Origin of the sequence: Mesorhizobium sp. LSHC420B00, from assembly GCF_000503055.1 — a bacterium.
GTDB lineage: Bacteria > Pseudomonadota > Alphaproteobacteria > Rhizobiales > Rhizobiaceae > Mesorhizobium.
Map to the genome: position 1 here is coordinate 88,855 of NZ_AYVY01000021.1, position 19,273 is coordinate 108,127.

Below are 19,273 nucleotides of genomic sequence, written 5' to 3' on the forward strand. Positions count from 1 at the left end.
TTGGCGGCGCACCATCACGCCTATTCGTCTGCTTCGAACCGCTCCGCGCTGACCGTCAACGGGCCGATTTGCGTGCTGACCGTGGCGCGGATCGGCGCATATACGCCGCTTTGGCCGACCGGTGCAAACGTCACCATGATGCGGCTGCGTTTCTTCAGGTAGTTCAGCGCCTTGCGGTTCTTGCGGTAACCGGCCACCGGCTCGAAGCCCAGCCTGCAGGTGACCGTATCGCCCTTGTAGCCGGCCACCGAGATCGACCCTTTGGACTCGTAGGTCAGTTTCAGATCGGCACGCATTTCGCCGTCATAGAGCTTCACCGTGCGCCCGCAGACCTGGTCGAGGCTGTCGGCATGGATGACGGTGGCGGCCATCGGATCGAGGACCGATACGAGATGGCTGCCGGCCAGCGGGATCCAATTCTCGGGATTGCGCTTCTTCGGTTCAGGCACGACCTTGGTTGAGGTGACGACGCCGTTGGCAAACTGGATGTCGATCATCGATGCCTTCTTGCCGGACGTGTAGTCGGCGTGGAACGCCTGCGGCTGCAACTGCTTGCCCGAAATCTTGCCCTTAGACGAGATCGTGCCCCGCGTGTCGTCGAACAATGTGGCGAGCCCGGCGGCAGAAACGCTGCCCTCGATCGAATAGGTGTCGCCCTCGTAATGGCTGGAGAATTTCGCCTTGGCCACGGAAAGGCCGAGGAACGACACCGAATACTCTCCCGTGAAGGATTGCGGCTCAGCGGCCGAAACCGTCGTCGACAGCGCGACGGCCACCAGCACGACCAGGGCATGAAGGAAAGAACGAGGCATGGGCGGGTCCTTGATTGTCGACCGGAGACGGGCGATCTGGCATGTCCCTGTGCGACCGCTTATAGGCTGAATTCCGGCCTTAATGTGAAGGCGGCGTCGGCAGGGAACGCTGGGGCTGGTCGGTGGGAGGTGACGGAAGCCAGAAATGAAAAACCCGCCTCGGCGGGCGGGTCGTCGGCGCGAATCAGCACCATACCCAAATTAGTAGCATAGCTGCCGGCACAAAGCAAGAACAAAATGTGGCGCTCGATGAATTTGTCGATCTCCCCCCTTGCGGAGGAGATGCCCGGCAGGGCAGAGGGGGTGGGAAGGATCGCCAAGATCCAGCTTATCCTCCCAGTGCCGAGAGTTTTGGCTGCAACGGAGCTAAGTCGGAGGGACAGCACCCCCTCTGGCCTGCCGGCCATCTCCCCCGCAAGCGGGGAGATCGGCAGCTTCGCCACTGGTGCTCATCTCTTGAAGGTGCAATTCCCTCTCCCGAACCAACCCCAAGCTTGACGCATCGGCGAAATGCAACTATGGAACGCCAACTTTTTCCATAAGGCCGCCTGACCGAAACCGCGCGCCACCCGGCGCGGGTCGAATGTTTGGCCAGGACCGAGAACCGAAGGTTAGTATCATGTCCCGCACCTGCGAACTCACTGCCAAGGCAGTCATGTCCGGCAACAATGTGAGCCACGCCAACAACAAGACCAAGCGTCGCTTCCTGCCCAATCTCGTCAATGTGACGCTGATCTCTGAAGCGCTGAACCAGAATGTGCGCCTGCGCATTTCGGCCAACGCGCTGCGTTCGGTCGAGCATCGCGGCGGCCTCGATGCCTTCCTGGCCAAGGCCGATGCCAAGCAATTGTCGCAGCGCGCCCGCCTGTTGAAGAAGCAGATCGCCAAGAAGCTCGCCGAACAGCCGGCCGCCTGAATTTTTCGGCGGCAGCCGCCTTCCAGGGCGTGATCCGAACTCCGGATCGCGTTCCGCTGGTTCCATTACCCAGGATAAAAAAATGATTTTCCTCTCGCGATACCTGCCCTTCGTGGCCGCCATGGCGCTCGTCGTCGTGGCCTCGAACATCCTCGTGCAGTTTCCGATGCAGGGCGCAATCGGCGGGTTGTCGCTGGCCGACATCCTGACCTGGGGCGCCTTCACCTATCCGTTCTCCTTCCTGGTCACCGATCTCGCCAATCGCCGCTACGGCCCGGCGGTGGCGCGCAGGATCGTCTTTGTCGGGTTCATGACAGCGGTGGTCTGCTCGATCGTCATCCCGCCCTTGCTGTTTCGCCACGGCCTGATCGAATTCGAGACCGCCGCCGACCGGCTGGTGCGCATTGCCGCGGCGTCGGGTGCGGCCTTCCTCACCGCGCAATTGCTCGACGTCACCGTGTTCAACCGACTGCGCCGGCAGAGCTGGTGGCGCGCGCCGATCGTCGGCACGCTGGTCGGCTCCGTTTTCGATACGGTGGTGTTTTTCACCGTCGCCTTCGCGGCGGCTTTCGCCTTCGCCGGGCCGAACGATGGCTTTGCGCTGGAGACCGCACCGCTCATGGGCATGCTGCCAGTCGAGACGATGCGCTGGATATCCTGGGCGCTCGGCGATCTCAGCGTCAAGCTGATCATAGCGGTGGTAGCGCTGATCCCTTACCGGCTGCTTGCCGCCCGCTGGAGCCAGCCGGCACTGGCGGCATAGAGCATGATCCCGAACCGAAGGTCCGCGTTAGCGAAAAGTGGGAACCGGTTTTCGGACAAGATCATGCTCAAAGACTATCGAGCATGATCCCCTGGCTTCAGCTGGACTCGGCAAAAACGCCTGACGGCGGACAGGAGCTTCGCCTGAAACGGCGCGGCGGCGAATTCTCGATCATGCTTGGCGCCAACGAGCTGATGAACAGTCGGCTCAGCGGTTCCGAAGAGGCGCTGGCCAAACTGTCCCGTCAAAGGATTGCCGGCCGCCGGAACCCAAGCATCCTGATCGGCGGCCTGGGCATGGGCTTTACCTTGCGCGCGGCGCTGGCCGAGCTCGGCGACGATGCGCAGGTCACTGTTGCCGAACTGGTGCCGGCAGTCGTGACGTGGGCGCGCGGCCCGATGGCCGAGGTTTTCGACGGTTGCCTTGACGACCGGCGCGTCAGTGTTCACGAGACCGATGTCGGTCAGCTCATCCGTTCGCAAGCATCGGCCTGGGACGCGATCCTGCTCGACGTCGACAACGGCCCCGAGGGCATCGTCTACAAGGCCAACGATGCGCTCTACAGCGGCACCGGCCTCAACGCTGCACGCGCCGCGCTCAAGCCCGGCGGTGTGCTGGCGGTCTGGTCGCAGGGCCCTGACGCAGGTTTCACCCGAAGGCTCAAGCAGGCGGGCTTCACGGTCGACGAGGTTAAGGTGCGGGCTCACGGCAAGCGCGGCGCTCGTCACATCGTCTGGCTCGCGAGTAAAGCATAGCGGAAGCAATTCGGGCGGATTGCTGTTTGGGCTCCGCCCGGCATGCCGACACCTACTACTTCGCTTTCTGAAGCTCGGCCGCGAGCGCCTGCAGCAGCCCGCGCGTGCCCTCTTCGCGTCCTTGCGCTGAATCAATGCCATCGAAAAACGCACCCTGTTCGGTATAGGTCAGGCGAGTGCCGTCGCCGGAGGGTGCGAGCTCGACGGTGGTGAGCGACGCCGACAGCGGCTGCGGCCCGACCGCCATCCGGTAGGAAAATACGATGCGTCGGTCAGGGACGATGTCCTGGAACTGCGCATCGAGCCTGATTTCCGGGCCGCCCTGATAGCTGAACCGCGAAACCTCGCCGCCGCCGACATGGAAATCGAAGGTGAACTCGGCGATGGTGAAGCCGTCACCTTCGACGCGCCAGCGCCGCACTGTCGCCTTGTCGGCAAAGGCGAAGAAGACGCGCTCGGGCGATTGAGGATAGGTCCGCTCGATCGTGAAGGTCGAATGGATGACGGAGTGGTCGTTCACGGGCGCAATCTGGTTCATTTCTCTTCGTCCTTTTCCTGGTCGTGGAGTGTTGCGTTCGGTTGGTCGGCCTCCGCCAGAATCTGGCCGAGACGGTCGAGGTGGCGTTCGGCCGGCGTGCGGCGCGCGGCGATCCAGTCGGCGAGCGGGGCGAGCCCGCCGGGCTCGATCCGGCAGGTGCGCACGCGTCCGATTTTTTCGCTGCGGATCAGCCCGCACGCTTCCAGCGCCTGGAGATGCTGGAGCACCGCGGCGAAGGTCATGCCGAACGGCTCCGCCAGCTGGCTGACGGTGGCCGGCCCGCGGCCCAGCCTTTCCAGGATTGCCCGCCGCGTCGGCTCGGCAAGAGCCCGCAGGATGCTGTCGATCTCGGAATAGTTAAGCATGGACTTGAGTATTTCGCCGATGACACAAATTGTCAAGCCACAACTAAAGTATTTTTGCAGATGGTGAGAGCCGGCTGGAAAACCCGCGACGCGGGTCATTGCCAGGGGAAATCGCCAAGGGAAATTGCATGCGCTGCGAACGGCGCGGAAACGCCAGCATCGCCACCAGCCGATCAATGGCCGATCGCGCGTCAATCCTCGTGCAGGATGAATTCCAGATAGAGATTGCGCTGCAGGATCGAGTGGTTGTCGTCGGACATCAGCGACACGATCAGCGCGCCATCGTCGCGGGTCCAGACGTCGAGCGCTTCCATGTTGTCGATCTGGTAATCCATGTCGGCTTCAAGCAGCACCGGCCCGTCGGCGACGGCGCCCTTCTCGACGCTTTCGCCATAGATGCGCCGCAGCCGCATCTTGACGCCGCCGGCCATCGAAAAACTGCGCTCCAGAAGCAACAGGTCGCCATCCGGCAGGAAGGCGCCGTCGGTGATGTCGAAATCGCCATTGCGCTTGACGGTGAAGACGCCCTTGTGCGGCCCTTCGATGATCGCGGCAAAGATGTTGCCGGCCTTGTCGAGGCTCTTTTCCGACACCACGACCAGCCCGCCCTGGTGCTGTCCGTAAGGATGGGCGCGGGTGACGGTCTCAAAGCCGCGATTGCGGCGAAGTTCCCAGGCTGGGATCAGGAAGTCCAATTGCTTGAACGGCGCCTTCATATCGGCCGGGTCGATCTTGAACTCTGCGATACGGTGATCGCGCTCGAAGCCGACCGTGGCAATGCCGTCCTGGACCGCGAGGCCTTCGGCATCGACCGCCCATTTCAGGTCGATCGGCTGGCCGGCCGCGTCGACCATCTGCTGCATGCGAAAATTCTGAATGCCGGAAGGCCGCTTGTCGGCATCGTGGACGAGGGTGCCGAAGAACCAGAAGCCGGTGTCGGCGACGCCGATGAAATCGCTGCCCGGCTTGAGGAACCGAAGCGCCGACAGCGCGCCGAAATCGCGCGTCGGCGAGGTCATTTCGAGCCCGCCGACGAATTCGAGCGGCCCGAACTGTTTGTCCGGCCGGCCGATATGGAATTCGCTGATCGGCCGTGCCGAGATTTCGGCCGGCTCGACCGGGGCCGGCCCGGCAGCGACAGCCGGCGCCAAACTGATGCCTGACAACGCAATGGCGGCCAAAAGCGTCTGCCAAAGGCCGCCGCGGGAAAAAATCATCCGGCGCGCCGCATGCCGCCGCGCCGCGTGTCGCGCACGGTTTCCTCGGCGAACAGCGAGGCCAGCTGCTCGGTCATGGCGCCGGCCAGTTCTTCGGCATCGACGATGGTGACGGCGCGGCGATAGTAGCGGGTGACGTCGTGGCCGATGCCGATGGCCAAAAGCTCGACCGGCGAGCGCGTCTCGATGAGCTCGATGATGGCGCGCAGATGCCGCTCGAGATAATTGCCCGGATTGACCGACAGCGTCGAATCGTCGACCGGCGCGCCGTCCGAGATCATCATCAGGATCTTGCGCTGCTCCGGCCGCGCGATCAGCCGGTTGTGCGCCCAAAGCAGCGCCTCGCCGTCGATGTTTTCCTTGAGCAGGCCCTCGCGCATCATCAGGCCGAGATTGCGGCGCGCCCGCCGCCACGGATGGTCGGCGGATTTATAGATGATGTGGCGCAGATCGTTGAGCCGGCCGGGGTTCGGCGGCTTGCCTTCCTTCAGCCATTTCTCGCGCGCCTGCCCGCCCTTCCAGGCGCGGGTGGTGAAGCCGAGGATTTCGACTGAGACGCCGCAGCGTTCCAGCGTGCGCGCCAGGATGTCGGCGCAGGTCGCCGCGACCGTGATCGGCCGGCCGCGCATCGAACCCGAATTGTCGAGCACCAGCGACACCACCGTGTCGCGGAATTTGGTATCACGCTCCTGCTTGAAGGACAGCGGCTGCATCGGGTCGATGACGACGCGCACCAGCCGTGCCGGATCGAGATAACCTTCTTCGAGGTCGAAATCCCAGGAGCGGTTCTGCTGCGCCATCAGGCGGCGCTGCAACCGGTTGGCCAGCCGCCCGACGACGCCGGACAGGTTGGCGAGCTGCTTGTCGAGGAAGGCGCGCAGCCGGTCGAGCTCCTCCTCCTCGCACAGTTCCTCCGCGCCTACGGTCTCGTCGAAGGCCGTGGTGAAGACCTTGTAGTCGATCTCTTTCGGCAGATTGGTGAAGGGATTGTCGTTGCGGCGCGCCTCGCCGGGCGTCTCCGCGTCGGCGTCGTCATCGTCGGAAAGGTCGTCGGCAGTGGCGTCGGAGGCCTCGGTCTCGGCCGATTGCTCGTCGTCGGACGATGCCTCGGTATCTTCGGACTGCGACTGCTCGGAGCCGGAATCGTCTTCGCCGCCCTCCTCGCTCTGCTCCTCGCCTTGCGGCTGGTTTTCGTCGTTGTCCTCCGAGTCTTCCGTCTCCTGGTCGTCGCCGAGTTCCTCGGCCATTTCCATGGAGGCGAGCATCTCGCGCACGACGCGGGCAAAGGCCTGCTGGTCGTCGAGCTTTGCCGACAGCCCGTCGAGGTCGGCGCTGGCCTTTTCCTCGACCCAAGGCCGCCAGAGATCGACCAGCCGTTCGCCGCTCTTCGGCACAGTGCGGCCGGTCAGCTTTTCGCGCACCATCAGCGCCAGCGCTTCCTCGATCGGCGCGTCGGCCTTGTCCTTGACGTCGACGAGGTTGGCCCTGGCGTATTTGTCCTCGAGCATCGAGCCTATATTGTCAGCGACGCCCTGCATGGCGCGAGAACCGATCGCCTCCACCCGGGCCTGCTCGACCGCGTCATAGATGGCGCGGGCCTGCTTGCCTTCCGGCGCCAGCCTGGTGTGGATGCGCGCATCATGGCAGGCGCGCTTCAGCGCCATGGAATCGCCGAGCCCCCGGGTGATGGCGATATCGGCTTTCGATGCCTTCTTCGGCAGTTCGGGCAGCCGGGCGCGGCTGCCGGCCAGCGCCGGCCGGTCCTTGGCGAAGCCGACTTCGAGGTCCTTGTCGCCGGCGATGGCGCGCATGCAGACGGTAACCGCGCGCTTGAAGCTGTCGTTCTCAGCGCCGGTCTTGGATTTGTTTCGCGTGTTGTCGCCCGGACCCGCCATCGAGACTCTGCTTAGCCCAGCACCACATTGGCAGCCGATTCCGGCAGATCTTCGCCGAAGGCGCGCTGGTAGAACTCGGCGACCAGCGAGCGTTCCAGCTCGTCGCATTTGTTGAGGAAGGTCAGCCGGAACGCCATGCCGATATTGCCGAAGATCTCGGCATTCTCGGCCCAGGTGATGACCGTGCGCGGGCTCATCACCGTCGACAAATCGCCGTTGATGAAGGCCGAGCGCGTCATGTCGGCGACGCGCACCATCTTGTTGACGATCTCCTTGCCCTTGCCGTCGCGATAGTGCTTGGCCTTGGCCAGCACGATGTTCACCTCATTGTCGTGCGGCAAATAGTTCAGCGTGGTGACGATCGACCAGCGGTCCATCTGCGCCTGGTTGATCTGCTGGGTGCCGTGATAGAGTCCGGTGGTGTCGCCCAGCCCAACCGTGTTGGCGGTCGAAAACAGCCGGAAGGCCGGATGCGGGCGGATGACCCGGCTCTGGTCGAGCAGCGTCAGCCGGCCCGACGATTCCAGCACGCGCTGGATGACGAACATCACGTCCGGACGCCCGGCATCGTATTCGTCGAAGCACAGCGCAACATTGTGCTGATAGGCCCAGGGCAGGATGCCGTCGCGGAATTCGGTGATCTGCAGCCCGTCCTTGACGACGATGGCGTCCTTGCCGACGAGGTCGATACGGCTGACATGGCTGTCGAGATTAACGCGCACGCAGGGCCAGTTGAGGCGGGCGGCGACCTGCTCGATATGCGTCGATTTGCCGGTGCCGTGATAGCCCGACACCATGACCCGGCGGTTGTAGGCAAAGCCGGCGAGGATCGCCATGGTCGTGTTCTTGTCGAACAGATAGTCCGGGTCGATGTCGGGCACATGCTCGCTCGTCACCGAATAGGCCGGCACCACCATCTTGGAGTCGAAGCCGAATGTCTCCTTCACCGACACCGTGGTGTCGGGCAGGTTGGCGATGTCGCGATCGACCTTGTTCATCTCTATCAACGTCTCCACAAGCGAAACGCCGCGTTTCGCTGGCAATCGATTTTGTTCGGGGGCGGTCTTAGAGCCTTTTCCAACCTTATGAAAGTTGGAAAGCGACACGAACCGTAAGGTCGCTCAGCACAAACCTGCCTGCTTGAGCACGCGATAGGCCTGGAGCACATCGCGGAACCGGTCTTCCGAACCTCTGTCGCCGCCATTCGCATCCGGATGGTGGCGTTTCACAAGTTCCTTATAGCGCGCCTTGATATCCTTGCCAGTCGCCTTTGTATCAAGGCCAAGCGTTTCCAGTGCCTTGGCCTCAAGCGGCTTGGCCTTGCGCTCGCGTGCTTCGCGCGGGTCCTTCGGGCCTTTGAACAGATCGAACGGATCGCGCATGCGGTTGTAGTAGCCGGCGCGACCGGAGCGCGCCTGGGCGAAGTCGGGCGAGGAGCGTGTCGAAGCACCGTTGACGCCCATTTTCCAGGTCGGCCGGTGGCCGGTCATGGCCTCCTTCTGGAAGCGGGCAATCTCGGTGTCGGGAACGCCCGAGAAATAATTGAAGCCCTTATTGTACTCGCGCACATGATCGAAGCAGAACTGGAAGTACTCGCCTTCCTTCATGCGTCCGACCGGGGCGCGGTGGGTGCCGGCCTCCTTGCAGCCATCCCACTGGCAGATCGGCGAGCGCGACTTCAGCTCCGCGTCCTTCTCCGGGCGGATGCGAATCTTTTCGAAATATTTTGGGTACGGCTTCATCTCACCCATTTATGGGCTGTTCGCTGATGCGAAACAAGAATTGACATTTTCGCGATGATCGCCCTAACCGCTGAATCGCGGCATAAAACCGGCGAACGGCGAATTTTGTGCGATGACATAGATGTGGTGAAAGGGAAGCGGCGATGTCCATACAGGCAACGATGGAAGACAAGCTGAAAAAGGCGTTTTCGCCGGAACGGCTGGCCGTCATCAACGAAAGCCATCTCCATGCCGGCCATCATCATCTGGATTCCGGCCATCACGCCACCTTCGACGGCACCGGCGAGACGCATTTCCGCGTCCGCATCGTCGCGCCCGCCTTTGCCGGCATGAGCCGCGTCGAACGCCACCGCGCCGTCAACGCATTGCTGGCCGAGGAATTGAAATCCGGCGTCCATGCCCTGGCGATCGAGCCGGCGGCGCCCGGCGAAAAGACCCGCTGGTAGTTGCCCTACCAGATTGTCTTTACATATCGATAGTCTCGCAGCTTGTGATCCGCGGTCACCAAAGGTGCCGCAAATTTTCGACTGGTCGCAACAATGATCCGATCAGCCGGATCCTTGTGAAACTCTCCCGGAAGTTCGGTACTAGTCACGGCGATCTCATTGTCGACGGAAATGAAGCTCAATTTTTCAAGCTTGCTGACCGTCGCCAGCCATTCACCCACATCCATCGATAGCAGGAGACGCCCCCTGGAAACCAGCATGGCGATTTCCCATGCTGATATCGAGGAGATCAAAATCTCGCCGCCTAACCTCTCCCGCTCGATTGCGCGAAGTGCTGGTTCTGAAAGCAGATCGGTCTCACCGCCGACCCAGCGGACGAGAACATGCGTGTCCAACACGATCAATTGCTGGCTTCCCAATCATCTTCGGCCACCGGATCCGTCGGGCGGTCGTAACGCAGGACAGACCCACGCAGCACCTCCAAAGGGTCGCGCGCAACCGATTCATAGCGTCGTATCTCTAATGTGGGCTGGCCGTGATCGGTCACAATGATTGGCTCGCCAGTCGTTTCAACCTGACGAAAATACTCGAGAGCCTTTGCCTTGAACTTCGATTTCGACACCTGCGCGGTCATGCGCCACCTCAATGAACAAAATTGCCGTTCACCATATAGGGTCAGATGTGACCACGGCCAATGACCATAGTCACAAAAATCGCTTCGGCTTTAGCCGGCCCTCGTTCCCGCGTCTGCGCGCCCCTCACCTGCCTGCCGCCATCCAAACTGGTAACTCAGCCGAGGCTCGCCCTCAGGAAAGCCATCACCGCGGCGGTCAACGCATCGCCTTCGGTGCCGAAGTCGCGATTGATCGACATGTGCGAATAGGCGCTGCCATCGAACAGCGTGACCCTGGTTCCGGTGGCGCCCAGACGCCCGGCAAAGGCCTGCGCGTCCGCCGCGCGGGTTTTCGCCCGCGAATAGGCGATGAACGTCGGCGGATGCTTGCGGCCGTCGACATAGGTGACCGGCGACAGCGCCCGCCACTGCGCCGGATCGGGAAAGGCGCGGGCATAGACCCCTGCCATGCCGCCGCTCCTGGCCAACGCCTCCAGATCGTAGGCCCTGGTATCGTCGAGGACCAGCGCCGCGACGCCGGGCAGGCCGCCGCGCAGGCCGGTCAGCGCGACGAGATGGCAGCCGGCCGAATGGCCCATCGCGACGATCCGGTCCGGATCGCCGCCATGGCTGGCGATGTTGGCGCGGACGTAGCGATACGCCAGTTCGACATCGGCGGCCTGGGTGGCGACGTCGGCTTCAGGCAGCATCCGGTAGTCGATCGAGACGAAGCAGAAGCCATTGTCGAGCAGGAATTNAGGAATTGCGGCTTGGAGTTGACGTTGTTGCGGTTGCCGACCCGCCAGGCGCCGCCATGGACGAAAAAGACGACCGGCAGGCCGCTTGCGCCATCGCGGGAATAAATGTCGAGCTTGGCCGGCCCATAGTCGAAGGTTTCGGATGATGGCGGACGCAGCTGCAATGCCGCTGCAGCCTGACCCGGCAGCAGCGCCGCCATCGACACCAGAAGCAGGGTTCGCCGATCGATTGTCATAGACTCCTGACTGCCCACGGCTGCCATAAGGCGTGCACTGTCATTCGCCAAGCATCGCCGGCTTGATCCTCAGCCGCGCGATCCGATTCTTGTCGCGTTTCATGACGACGAAGCGCTTGCCGTGAAACGTAAAGGCCTGCTTTTCGTCCGGAATCGACTGCGCCTCGTGGATGACAAGGCCGGCAATGGTGGTGGCTTCCTCGTCCGGCAGGTTCCAGTCGAGCGCCCGGTTGAGGTCGCGGATCGACACCGTGCCGTCGACGACGACGGAGCCGTCGGCTTCCTGCTTGACGCCCTGGATGTCGATGTCGTGCTCGTCGGCGATCTCGCCGACGATCTCCTCGATGATGTCCTCCAGCGTCACCAGTCCCTCGACCTCGCCATATTCGTCGACGACGATGGCGAAATGCGCCTTGCGGCGCAGGAAGGCGTTGAGCTGCTCCTGCAGCGTCGTGGTGTCGGGCACGAACCACGGCCGCGACGCGATCTTCATCACGTCGATCCTGGAGAAATCATTGCCGACCTCGTTCAGCGCGCGCAGCAGGTCCTTCGCGTGCAGCACGCCGACGATGTTGTCGAGCGAGCCCTTCCACAGCGGCATGCGGGTATGCGGGCTCTGCAGGATCTCGCGCACCACCGCTTCCGGCGGGTCGTCGGCGTTGACCGAGCGCATATTGGTGCGGTGGACCATCACGTCCGACACTTCGAGCTCCTCAAGGTCGAACAGGCCGCCAATGCGGGCACGATCCTCGCGCACCACCTGGCCGTCGCGGCGGAAATCGTCGACGGCGCCACGCAATTCCTCATGCGTCGAGCGCTGCGGCTCGATACGCTGCAGCTCGTAGCCGAAGGCGGCGAACAGGTGCCGACGCAAGACGAAGCCCAGCAGGCCGAGGCCGGCAAGCGCGGCAGCCGCGATCCAGCCGGCCTGGCTCATCCCGGATGGTTCTCCCCGAGGAACGCCAGCACTTCCGAGGCCGGCACATCCCTGGCGATGAAGGCCTGGCCGATGCCGCGCGTCAGGATGAAGGTCAGCGCGCCGCGCGACACCTTTTTGTCCTGGGTGATGAAGGAGAACAGCTTTTCGGCGTCAGGCAATTCGCCTGGAATGTCGGCCATGCGCCACGGCAGGCCGACGGCGCGAAGGTGCGCCTCGACGCGCGCCGCATCGTCGGGGCTCGCCAAATTGAGCCTTGAAGAAAAACGGTGCGCCAGCGCCATGCCGATGGCAACGCCCTCGCCATGCACCAGCCGCGTGCCGTCATAGCCGGTCGCCGCCTCGAGCGCGTGACCGAAGGTGTGGCCGAGATTGAGCAGCGCACGGTCGCCGGTCTCGAATTCGTCGCGTGCAACGACGTCGGCCTTGGCGCGACAGGCCTCGGCAATCGCTTTTGCCCGCTCCGGCCCGCCGGCAAACACGCGAGACCAGTTTTCCTCCAGCCAGGCGAAGAACTCCGGCCGGTCGATCAGCCCGTATTTGGCCAGTTCGGCATAGCCGGCGCGAAACTCGCGGATCGGCAGCGTGTCGAGCACTTCGATGTCGGCAAGCACCAGCTTCGGCTGGTGGAACACGCCGACCAGGTTCTTGCCGCGCTTGCTGTTGATGCCGGTCTTGCCGCCGACGGAGGAATCGACCTGCGCCAGCAGCGAGGTCGGAATCTGCACGAAGTTCATGCCGCGCCGCGCGATGCCGGCGGCAAGGCCGGCGAGATCGCCGATGACGCCGCCGCCGAGCGCGATGACGACGTCGCCACGCTCCAGCTTGGCGGCCAGCACGCCGTCGACCACCTCTTCCAGATGCGCAAAGCTCTTGGTCTTTTCGCCGGGCGGCAGCGTGATGACGGCATGTTGGATGCCACCGCTTGCCAGGCCGGCCGCAAGCGTTGCGAGATGCGCGGCCGCGACGTTTTCGTCGGTGACGACCGCCGCCCGCGTGCCCGGCAGACGGTGCGCAATTTCGGCGCCGGCGCGTGACAGCAGGCCGGGGCCGATCAAAATGTCGTAGGTACGGTCGCCAAGCCCGACTTCGACAGAGACCGTTGCATCAGCGCTCACGACCGCACCTCGTCAATGTCGGCAACGCCGAGATGGCCGCGCAGCGCGTCCACCACTTCGGCCGCAATGATCTCCTTGCGGTCGTCGCGGGTCGGCACGATGACATCGGCCGCGGCGTAAACCGGGTAGCGTTCCGCCATCAGCCGTTCCAGCACGGCCCGGGGATCGGCGCTTTTCAGCAGCGGCCGGTTCTGCTTCTTGGAAACGCGCTCCATCAACAGGTCGATCTCGGCCTTCAGCCAGACCGAAACGCCATGGCTGGCGATCGCCTCGCGCGTCTGCGCATTCATGAACGCGCCGCCGCCGGTCGACAGCACCTGGGGCCCGTGCTCCAGCACGCGCAGGATGACGCGCTGCTCCAGTGCCCGGAACTCCGCCTCGCCATAGCGCTCGAACAGGTCCGGGACGCTCATGCGCGAAACACTTTCGATCTCCTGGTCGCTGTCGATAAAGGGTAGCGCCAGCATCGCCGCCACCTTGCGGCCGATCGCCGTCTTGCCGGCGCCCATCAGCCCGACAAAGACGATGGAACGGTCGCCCAGCCGGCCGAGCAGCGCGGCATGGCTCTCGCCCGGAGGGTTTGCTGGTAACGCGTTCATGTTTCTAGGGCCTCTTTGCCGGCGTATCGACATCAAAAGCCTGTTTGCGTCAAGCGTGGCGCGCCCGGGACCTGTTATCGGCTTCACCCTTGAATTGGTGGGATTGGCGTCTCATAAGGGCACAGGGTTGGAAATGCAGAACAAGACGACGGGCGAAAATTAATGCCGACACTGTTTCGCTTTGTCGTGACGCTCGTGATTCTGGCCGGCATTGTCTACGGCGCGATGTTCGCCCTGGTCATGTTCGTCGAGCCGAGAAAGGCGGAAATGAGCGTGCGTATCCCTCCGGAAAAGCTCAATCCAAAAAAATGAACAGCGCCGCCCGCATCGAAGCCTTCCTCGAGATGATGAGCGCCGAGCGCGGCGCTGCCGAAAACACGCTTTCCTCCTATCGCCGCGACCTCGAGGACGCTTCCGCCGGGATCGGCGGCGGGCTCGCCGCTGCCACCAGCGCCGACATCCGTGCCTATCTCGACGACATCGCCGCGCGCGGCTTTGCCGCCACCTCGCAGGCGCGCAAATTGTCGGCAATCCGTCAGTTCTTCAAGTTCCTCTACGCCGAAGGCCTGCGCGGCGACGATCCGACCGGCACGCTGGACAGCCCGAAGAAAGGCCGGCCGCTGCCGAAGACGATGAGCGAGGCCGATACCGGCCGGCTGCTCGACCGCGCCACGCAGGAGGCGATCGACCCCTCGCTCAACGACGACGACAGCCTGGCGGCGCTGCGCCTGCACGCACTGGTCGAGGTCCTCTACGCCACCGGCCTGCGGGTTTCGGAGTTGGTCAGCCTGCCGGTGACGGTGGCGCAGCGCGACGACCGCTTCTTCATGGTGCGCGGCAAGGGCAACAAGGAACGCATGGTGCCGCTGTCGGCCAAGGCGCGCACGGCGATGCGGACCTGGCTTGCCGCACGGGCGGCGGTGCCGGCTCTTGCCGACAGCCCGTTCCTGTTTCCGGCCGCCTCCGAAAACGGCTATCTCTCGAGACAGGTCTTTGCCCGCGAGCTGAAAGGGCTTGCCGCGCGAGCCGGCATTGCCGCGGCGAAGATATCGCCGCATGTGCTGCGCCATGCTTTCGCCAGCCATCTGCTGCAGAACGGCGCCGATCTCAGGGCCGTGCAGCAGCTGCTCGGCCATGCCGATATTTCAACGACGCAGATCTACACCCATGTACTGGAGGAGCGGCTGGTGCGTCTGGTCAACGATCATCATCCGCTTGCCGACTAGGCGTCATGTCGCTATGTGAGAACGACGTTCCACCGCGCCCAGCCTGCATTTTCGGGCTTGCGTCAGTCATTGCCTTCCGACTTGCCGGTTCGCCCAAGAATGTACAATTACCTCGATTTCGAAAAGCCTGTGCAGGATCTCGAAGGCAAGATCCTCGAGCTGAAGAAGCTTGCCGAGAACGGTGAGGCGGTCGACGTCGGCGATGAGATCGCCCGTCTCGAGAAGCGCTCACGCGATGCGCTGCGCGACGCCTATAAGGCGCTAACGCCATGGCAGAAGGTGCAGGTGGCGCGCCATCCGGACAGGCCGCATTGCATCGACTACATCAAGGGCCTGCTTACCGATTTCACGCCGCTCGCCGGCGACCGCAATTTCGGCGAGGACCAGGCGATCGTCGGCGGCTTCGCCCGCTTCCGTGGCGAGCCGGTGGCGATCATCGGCCAGGAAAAAGGTTCCGACACGGCAAGCCGGCTGAAGCATAATTTCGGCTCGGTGCGGCCGGAGGGCTACCGCAAGGCGGTGCGGCTGATGGAACTCGCCGACCGCTTCCAAATCCCGCTGCTGACGCTGGTCGACACTGCCGGCGCCTATCCCGGCGTCAACGCCGAAGAGCGCGGCCAGGCGGAAGCCATCGCCCGCTCGACCTCAGCCTGCCTTGGCCTGAAGGTGCCGTCGATCTCGGTGGTGATCGGCGAAGGCGGCTCCGGCGGCGCCATAGCGATCGCCACCGCCAACCGCGTCTACATGCTCGAACACGCCATCTACTCGGTGATATCGCCGGAGGGCGCCGCCTCGATCCTGTGGCGCGACACCACCCGGTCCAGGGATGCTGCGACCAACATGAAGATCACGGCGCAGGATCTGCTGGAGCTGAAGATCATCGACGCCATCGTCGCCGAACCGCTCGGCGGTGCCCATCGCGCCCCCGAAACGGTGATTGCCGCCACCGGCGACCTCATCGCCAGGACGATGAAGGAATTTTCCGGCGCCAACACCGACTTCCGCGAGCATCGCCGCGAGAAATACCTGGCGATGGGCCGCAATCTGTAGCCAACGCAGGTGCGCGGCCTGAAATGTGACGGCGTGGAGCAATTTCGCCACAAAAATGCCGCTGCGTTCGTCACAGTGAGCTTGCCGTAGGGGACGCGCCAATTTCGTTTGGGGCAAGAGGGCTGCTTGGCGCAAGGTCGCTTGCGGTAAGGAATTTTCAAGGTTAACGGGCTTAAGGTCCGTCAGTGGTCAGTTTAGCAGCCGCGGCATCCGCGGCGCAGAGATGAAGACGATAGCCATATCCATGTTTGCCAAGCTTGCCCGCACCGGAGTTCTGATCGCTGCGATCGGCGTCGCCGGCTGCAATGATGCTTCGATGAAGGATTTTGCACCGCAGGCCAACAAGCCGCTGCCGGACAAGATCCTGGCCGAGATGAGGGCCAAGGGCATGGTCCGCACCTCTTCGCTGATGGCCCGCATCTTCAAGGAAGAAGGCAAGCTCGAAATCTGGAAGGCCAAGACCAACGGCCGCTACGACCTGGTCGCCAGCTACGACATCTGCAAATGGTCGGGCAAGCTCGGGCCGAAGTTCACCGAAGGCGACCGCCAAGCGCCGGAAGGCTTTTACACGGTCCGCCCGGCGCAGATGAACCCGCGGTCGAATTATCACCTGTCCTTCAACATCGGCTACCCGAACGCCTATGACCGCGCCAATGGCCGCACTGGTTCCAACCTGATGGTCCATGGCGCCTGCTCGTCGTCGGGCTGCTATTCGATGACCGACGCGCAGATCGAGCAGATCTACGCTTTCGGTCGTGACGCCTTCCAGGGCGGCCAGACCGAGTTCCAGATCCAGGCTTTTCCGTTCCGCATGACTGCAGCCAACATGGCGCGCTACCGCAACGACCCGAACTACGAATTCTGGAAGATGCTGAGGGTCGGCTACGACAATTTCGAAGTCACCAAGGTGCCGCCGAAAGTAGACGTCTGCGAGAAGCGCTACGTCTTCAACCAGGTTGCGGCCGACGGCTCGACCTTTAATCCGACCGGCGCTTGCCCGGCGACCACCCAGCCCGATTCACTGAAGAGCGCCATCAACGCCTATCAAAGCACCTATGAGGCGGCCTTCAACGGCGCCGTCAAGGCCAGCGTGCCGGCACCCAAGCCGACCATCGCCGGGATCAAGGAAGCCAGCATCGTTTCCGACTGGTCGAAACGGCGGGCCCGCGGCGAACGCGTGCCGATCGAGCCGCCGTCGCTCAACCCAGACGGCACGGTGACCGAGACGGCGCGCATGGGCCGCGTCGATTCGCCGGCCGGCCGCAAGATGGCGGCACTCGACGCCGAAAAGGCCGCCAAGCAGAAGGCCGAGGAACAAAGGCTAGCCGCCATTGAAGCGGCCAAGGCCGCCAAAGAGGCAGCCAAGGCGCAGGCGCTGGCCGAGAAGGAAGCGGCCAAGGCGCAGGCACTGGCTGAAAAGGAAGCTGCCAAGACCGCCGCCGAGATGCCTGTCGCCACCGCCACTGTAGCGCCATCGGAGGCCGCCCCGGCAGTCGAAACGCAGGCTGCGGACGCCGAAAGCACGGCGACAAGGTTGAAGAAAAAGCTGCTCGGCATGTTTGGCGGCTGAGCTTCATGCTTGAACAAGAAGATGGGGGCCAAGGAGACAGGCCCTCAACCAGCCCCGCCGCCGTCTACGACCTCAAAGGTCTGAACTGCCCGTTGCCCGCGCTCAAGGCCAAAAAGCGCTTGGCCGCAATGCAGCCGGGTAGCCGCCTCTGGCTCGAAACCACCGACCCCCTCGCCGTCATCGACATCCCCGCCTTCTGCGCCGAGAGCGGCCATCGGCTGATCGAAACGGCGGCAATATCGGGCGGCCACCGCTTCCTGGTCGAGCGCGGCGGCGGCCGAGCCTGGACTTAGCTCGTTCTGCTGACGGTGCGCTGCCCCTCATCTGCCTGCCGGCATCTTCTCCCCGTATAGTGACGGGGAGAAGGGGCTGGCCGCAACTTTGGCGCTCTTTCTGCGGCGCTGGAGATTGGCGAAATCGTCGACGAGAGCGTCCTTCTTGAGAAGATGCCGGCAGGCAGATGAGGGGCAGCGCGGCGTTCGACTTAAAACTGATGAAAGCCTCTACCGCCCGGCAATAGCCAGCGGGTTGCTTTCCAGTGCCGCGCGGTCCGGCGTGTCGATCGACGGCCGGTTGGTGAAGGCGGCGAACAGCCGGCGGACATAGTCTTCCGGCATGTCGAGCGTGATCAGCACCAGCCTGGTGCCGCGCTGGCCGTCCGGCCAGGCCGGCAGTTGCACCGGCGGATGCAGGATCTTCTGCACGCCATGAATAACCAGCGGCCGCGACGGATCTTCTGCAAGCTCGATGACGCCTTTCATCCGCAACAGGCGCTCGCCATGCGCCGAGCGCAACAGATCGAGGAACATCTCGATTGCCGAAAACGGCACCGGCCCGTCATGAACCAGCGAATACGCGCGGATGCGGGAATCGTGCCTGTGGCCATGGTCATGGTGACCGTGGTCGGCATGACCATGACCGCTGTGGTCATGGCTGCCAACATCATGGTCGTGGCCGGCTTCTTCGCCGAGCCAACGCTGCACATCGACGGATTTGGTGGCCGGATTGTAGAGGCCGCAATCGAACAGGGTCGCCGCGCTTGCCTGGCTCGCGTCGAGCACCACGGCGCCCGGGTTGATCTGCCTGAGCCGCGCCCGCAACGCCTCCGCGTCGCCTGCATCCGTAGCCAGGTCGGCCTTGCTGAGCACGATGCGATCGGCGACGGCCACCTGCTTCACCGCCTCGACATGGGCATCGAGCGTCGCATTGCCGTTGATGGCGTCAACCAGGGTGATGACGCCGTCGAGCCGGAAGGCCTGGACCAGGGCCGGGTGTGCCATGATCGACTGCAGCACAGGGGCGGGATCGGCGAGCCCGGTGGTCTCGACGACGACGCGGGCAAGCCGGTCGATGCGGCCGGTCTGCAGCCGGTCGACGAGATCGGCCAGCGTGTCGACCAGCTCGCCGCGCACCGTGCAACAGAGGCAGCCATCGGAAAGCTGGATGATGCCGTCGGACGCCTGCTCGACCAGAAGATGGTCGATCGCCACTTCGCCGAACTCGTTGATGATGACGGCGGTGTCGGCGAGCGCGGGATCCCGGAGCAGCCGGTTGAGCAGCGTCGTCTTGCCGGCGCCGAGAAAGCCGGTGAGCACCGAAACGGGGATCGGGAAGCCGGCCATACGGCTAGTTCAGCGCCTTGGCCGGCCGTTGGACCTGCGCGGCGGTGGTGGACCCGGCCACGGCCGGCTCGGCGCCGGCCGGCGGCGCCCGGTCC

General features: G+C 63.7%; 24 protein-coding genes. 9 read left to right on the forward strand and 15 right to left on the reverse strand.

The genetic code is table 11. The annotated features are described in order from the left end of the window. Nucleotides 1-20: 20 nt before the first annotated feature. Together X760_RS64260 and X760_RS64265 are read right to left on the reverse strand one after the other, a co-directional pair. Complete coding sequence (locus X760_RS64260) at nucleotides 21-812, reverse strand: DUF3108 domain-containing protein (RefSeq protein WP_023721122.1); 792 nt, start codon at nucleotides 810-812, stop codon at nucleotides 21-23. Between the two features lie 59 nt (nucleotides 813-871). Then, complete coding sequence (locus tag X760_RS64265) at nucleotides 872-1,132, reverse strand: hypothetical protein (RefSeq protein ID WP_156948171.1); 261 nt, start codon at nucleotides 1,130-1,132, stop codon at nucleotides 872-874. Between the two features lie 299 nt (nucleotides 1,133-1,431). On the opposite strand from X760_RS64265, the gene rpmB reads away from it, so the two are divergent. The 3 genes from rpmB (at nucleotide 1,432) to X760_RS64280 (ending at nucleotide 3,246) form a co-directional block, all read left to right on the forward strand. Further along, entirely contained in the window at nucleotides 1,432-1,728 is a 297-nt protein-coding gene (gene rpmB, locus X760_RS64270) for a 50S ribosomal protein L28 (RefSeq protein WP_023721124.1), read from the forward strand. Between the two features lie 82 nt (nucleotides 1,729-1,810). Then, a complete protein-coding gene (locus X760_RS64275) occupies nucleotides 1,811-2,491 on the forward strand; it encodes a queuosine precursor transporter (protein ID WP_023721125.1) in 681 nt (226 codons plus the stop codon). Nucleotides 2,492-2,574: 83 nt separating this feature from the next. Further along, nucleotides 2,575-3,246, forward strand: coding sequence for a spermidine synthase (locus X760_RS64280; RefSeq protein ID WP_023721126.1), 672 nt, complete (start codon nucleotides 2,575-2,577; stop codon nucleotides 3,244-3,246). Between the two features lie 55 nt (nucleotides 3,247-3,301). Here the strand turns inward: X760_RS64280 and X760_RS64285 are convergent, their stop codons facing one another. The 6 genes from X760_RS64285 to X760_RS64310 all read right to left on the reverse strand — a co-directional run bounded on the left by X760_RS64285 (nucleotide 3,302) and on the right by X760_RS64310 (nucleotide 9,012). Beyond that, nucleotides 3,302-3,784 (reverse strand): SRPBCC family protein, encoded by a 483-nt coding sequence (locus X760_RS64285; RefSeq protein ID WP_031194572.1) that lies wholly within the window; start codon nucleotides 3,782-3,784, stop codon nucleotides 3,302-3,304. Further along, nucleotides 3,781-4,149, reverse strand: a complete 369-nt coding sequence (locus tag X760_RS64290; protein ID WP_023721128.1) for a metalloregulator ArsR/SmtB family transcription factor — start codon at nucleotides 4,147-4,149, stop codon at nucleotides 3,781-3,783. Before X760_RS64290 ends, X760_RS64285 begins: the two co-directional genes overlap by 4 nt. 191 nt (nucleotides 4,150-4,340) lie before the next feature. Next, nucleotides 4,341-5,366, reverse strand: a complete 1,026-nt coding sequence (locus X760_RS64295) for an esterase-like activity of phytase family protein (protein ID WP_023721129.1) — start codon at nucleotides 5,364-5,366, stop codon at nucleotides 4,341-4,343. Beyond that, entirely contained in the window at nucleotides 5,363-7,261 is a 1,899-nt protein-coding gene (gene cobT / locus X760_RS64300) for a cobaltochelatase subunit CobT (RefSeq protein WP_023721130.1), read from the reverse strand. Before cobT ends, X760_RS64295 begins: the two co-directional genes overlap by 4 nt. 11 nt (nucleotides 7,262-7,272) lie before the next feature. Further along, entirely contained in the window at nucleotides 7,273-8,259 is a 987-nt protein-coding gene (gene cobS, locus X760_RS64305) for a cobaltochelatase subunit CobS (RefSeq protein ID WP_023721131.1), read from the reverse strand. Between the two features lie 123 nt (nucleotides 8,260-8,382). Continuing rightward, nucleotides 8,383-9,012, reverse strand: a complete 630-nt coding sequence (locus X760_RS64310) for a J domain-containing protein (RefSeq protein WP_036238769.1) — start codon at nucleotides 9,010-9,012, stop codon at nucleotides 8,383-8,385. Nucleotides 9,013-9,146: 134 nt separating this feature from the next. On the opposite strand from X760_RS64310, the gene X760_RS64315 reads away from it, so the two are divergent. Continuing rightward, a complete protein-coding gene (locus X760_RS64315) occupies nucleotides 9,147-9,449 on the forward strand; it encodes a BolA family protein (protein WP_023721132.1) in 303 nt (100 codons plus the stop codon). A gap of 5 nt (nucleotides 9,450-9,454) precedes the next feature. Here the strand turns inward: X760_RS64315 and X760_RS64320 are convergent, their stop codons facing one another. The 6 genes from X760_RS64320 to X760_RS64345 all read right to left on the reverse strand — a co-directional run bounded on the left by X760_RS64320 (nucleotide 9,455) and on the right by X760_RS64345 (nucleotide 13,710). Then, entirely contained in the window at nucleotides 9,455-9,847 is a 393-nt protein-coding gene (locus X760_RS64320; protein ID WP_245278670.1) for a type II toxin-antitoxin system VapC family toxin, read from the reverse strand. Between the two features lie 2 nt (nucleotides 9,848-9,849). Next, nucleotides 9,850-10,083 carry a type II toxin-antitoxin system prevent-host-death family antitoxin gene (locus X760_RS64325; RefSeq protein WP_023721134.1) on the reverse strand — a complete coding sequence of 78 codons (234 nt, stop codon included), beginning with the start codon at nucleotides 10,081-10,083 and terminating at the stop codon, nucleotides 9,850-9,852. Between the two features lie 155 nt (nucleotides 10,084-10,238). Then, nucleotides 10,239-10,985, reverse strand: a complete 747-nt coding sequence (locus X760_RS64330; RefSeq protein ID WP_348633243.1) for an alpha/beta hydrolase — start codon at nucleotides 10,983-10,985, stop codon at nucleotides 10,239-10,241. A 111-nt stretch (nucleotides 10,986-11,096) separates the two neighbouring features. Further along, entirely contained in the window at nucleotides 11,097-11,993 is an 897-nt protein-coding gene (locus X760_RS64335; protein WP_023721135.1) for an HlyC/CorC family transporter, read from the reverse strand. Further along, the gene (gene aroB / locus X760_RS64340; protein ID WP_023721136.1) at nucleotides 11,990-13,111 is read right to left on the reverse strand and encodes a 3-dehydroquinate synthase; all 1,122 of its coding nucleotides are present in this window, start codon (nucleotides 13,109-13,111) and stop codon (nucleotides 11,990-11,992) included. The genes X760_RS64335 and aroB overlap by 4 nt, the downstream gene beginning before the upstream one ends. Next, complete coding sequence (locus X760_RS64345) at nucleotides 13,108-13,710, reverse strand: shikimate kinase (protein ID WP_023721137.1); 603 nt, start codon at nucleotides 13,708-13,710, stop codon at nucleotides 13,108-13,110. The genes aroB and X760_RS64345 overlap by 4 nt, the downstream gene beginning before the upstream one ends. Before the next feature lie 162 nt (nucleotides 13,711-13,872). Between X760_RS64345 and X760_RS64350 the strand changes: the two genes are divergently transcribed. From X760_RS64350 to X760_RS73820, 5 genes are all read left to right on the forward strand, one after another. Further along, complete coding sequence (locus X760_RS64350) at nucleotides 13,873-14,022, forward strand: hypothetical protein (RefSeq protein WP_023721139.1); 150 nt, start codon at nucleotides 13,873-13,875, stop codon at nucleotides 14,020-14,022. Beyond that, on the forward strand, nucleotides 14,019-14,936 hold the full coding sequence (locus tag X760_RS64355) for a site-specific tyrosine recombinase XerD (RefSeq protein ID WP_023721140.1): 918 nt from the start codon (nucleotides 14,019-14,021) through the stop codon (nucleotides 14,934-14,936). The genes X760_RS64350 and X760_RS64355 overlap by 4 nt, the downstream gene beginning before the upstream one ends. A 99-nt stretch (nucleotides 14,937-15,035) precedes the next feature. After that, on the forward strand, nucleotides 15,036-15,986 hold the full coding sequence (locus X760_RS64360; RefSeq protein ID WP_023721141.1) for an acetyl-CoA carboxylase carboxyltransferase subunit alpha: 951 nt from the start codon (nucleotides 15,036-15,038) through the stop codon (nucleotides 15,984-15,986). Between the two features lie 244 nt (nucleotides 15,987-16,230). Continuing rightward, complete coding sequence (locus tag X760_RS64365) at nucleotides 16,231-17,556, forward strand: murein L,D-transpeptidase family protein (protein WP_023721142.1); 1,326 nt, start codon at nucleotides 16,231-16,233, stop codon at nucleotides 17,554-17,556. A gap of 5 nt (nucleotides 17,557-17,561) precedes the next feature. Further along, complete coding sequence (locus X760_RS73820) at nucleotides 17,562-17,849, forward strand: sulfurtransferase TusA family protein (protein WP_023721143.1); 288 nt, start codon at nucleotides 17,562-17,564, stop codon at nucleotides 17,847-17,849. A gap of 210 nt (nucleotides 17,850-18,059) precedes the next feature. On the opposite strand, the gene X760_RS64375 is transcribed toward X760_RS73820, so the two are convergent. Then, nucleotides 18,060-19,178: a GTP-binding protein gene (locus tag X760_RS64375; RefSeq protein WP_023721144.1), complete on the reverse strand. Its 1,119-nt coding sequence runs from the start codon at nucleotides 19,176-19,178 to the stop codon at nucleotides 18,060-18,062. Nucleotides 19,179-19,273 lie beyond the last annotated feature (95 nt).

What these genes read in the sequence shown, in the direction of transcription:
- X760_RS64360 (WP_023721141.1), top strand. Translation starts at nt 15,036, where the DNA reads ATGTACAATTACCTCGATTTCGAAAAGCCTGTGCAGGATCTCGAAGGC.
- cobT (WP_023721130.1), bottom strand. Translation starts at nt 7,261, where the DNA reads ATGGCGGGTCCGGGCGACAACACGCGAAACAAATCCAAGACCGGCGCT.
- X760_RS64335 (WP_023721135.1), bottom strand. Translation starts at nt 11,993, where the DNA reads ATGAGCCAGGCCGGCTGGATCGCGGCTGCCGCGCTTGCCGGCCTCGGC.
- X760_RS64375 (WP_023721144.1), bottom strand. Translation starts at nt 19,178, where the DNA reads ATGGCCGGCTTCCCGATCCCCGTTTCGGTGCTCACCGGCTTTCTCGGC.
- rpmB (WP_023721124.1), top strand. Translation starts at nt 1,432, where the DNA reads ATGTCCCGCACCTGCGAACTCACTGCCAAGGCAGTCATGTCCGGCAAC.
- X760_RS64260 (WP_023721122.1), bottom strand. Translation starts at nt 812, where the DNA reads ATGCCTCGTTCTTTCCTTCATGCCCTGGTCGTGCTGGTGGCCGTCGCG.
- X760_RS64295 (WP_023721129.1), bottom strand. Translation starts at nt 5,366, where the DNA reads ATGATTTTTTCCCGCGGCGGCCTTTGGCAGACGCTTTTGGCCGCCATT.
- X760_RS64365 (WP_023721142.1), top strand. Translation starts at nt 16,231, where the DNA reads ATGTTTGCCAAGCTTGCCCGCACCGGAGTTCTGATCGCTGCGATCGGC.
- X760_RS64275 (WP_023721125.1), top strand. Translation starts at nt 1,811, where the DNA reads ATGATTTTCCTCTCGCGATACCTGCCCTTCGTGGCCGCCATGGCGCTC.
- X760_RS64285 (WP_031194572.1), bottom strand. Translation starts at nt 3,784, where the DNA reads ATGAACCAGATTGCGCCCGTGAACGACCACTCCGTCATCCATTCGACC.
- X760_RS64345 (WP_023721137.1), bottom strand. Translation starts at nt 13,710, where the DNA reads ATGAACGCGTTACCAGCAAACCCTCCGGGCGAGAGCCATGCCGCGCTG.
- X760_RS64310 (WP_036238769.1), bottom strand. Translation starts at nt 9,012, where the DNA reads ATGGGTGAGATGAAGCCGTACCCAAAATATTTCGAAAAGATTCGCATC.
- X760_RS64350 (WP_023721139.1), top strand. Translation starts at nt 13,873, where the DNA reads ATGCCGACACTGTTTCGCTTTGTCGTGACGCTCGTGATTCTGGCCGGC.
- X760_RS64355 (WP_023721140.1), top strand. Translation starts at nt 14,019, where the DNA reads ATGAACAGCGCCGCCCGCATCGAAGCCTTCCTCGAGATGATGAGCGCC.
- cobS (WP_023721131.1), bottom strand. Translation starts at nt 8,259, where the DNA reads ATGAACAAGGTCGATCGCGACATCGCCAACCTGCCCGACACCACGGTG.
- X760_RS73820 (WP_023721143.1), top strand. Translation starts at nt 17,562, where the DNA reads ATGCTTGAACAAGAAGATGGGGGCCAAGGAGACAGGCCCTCAACCAGC.
- X760_RS64325 (WP_023721134.1), bottom strand. Translation starts at nt 10,083, where the DNA reads ATGACCGCGCAGGTGTCGAAATCGAAGTTCAAGGCAAAGGCTCTCGAG.
- X760_RS64290 (WP_023721128.1), bottom strand. Translation starts at nt 4,149, where the DNA reads ATGCTTAACTATTCCGAGATCGACAGCATCCTGCGGGCTCTTGCCGAG.
- X760_RS64280 (WP_023721126.1), top strand. Translation starts at nt 2,575, where the DNA reads ATGATCCCCTGGCTTCAGCTGGACTCGGCAAAAACGCCTGACGGCGGA.
- X760_RS64315 (WP_023721132.1), top strand. Translation starts at nt 9,147, where the DNA reads ATGTCCATACAGGCAACGATGGAAGACAAGCTGAAAAAGGCGTTTTCG.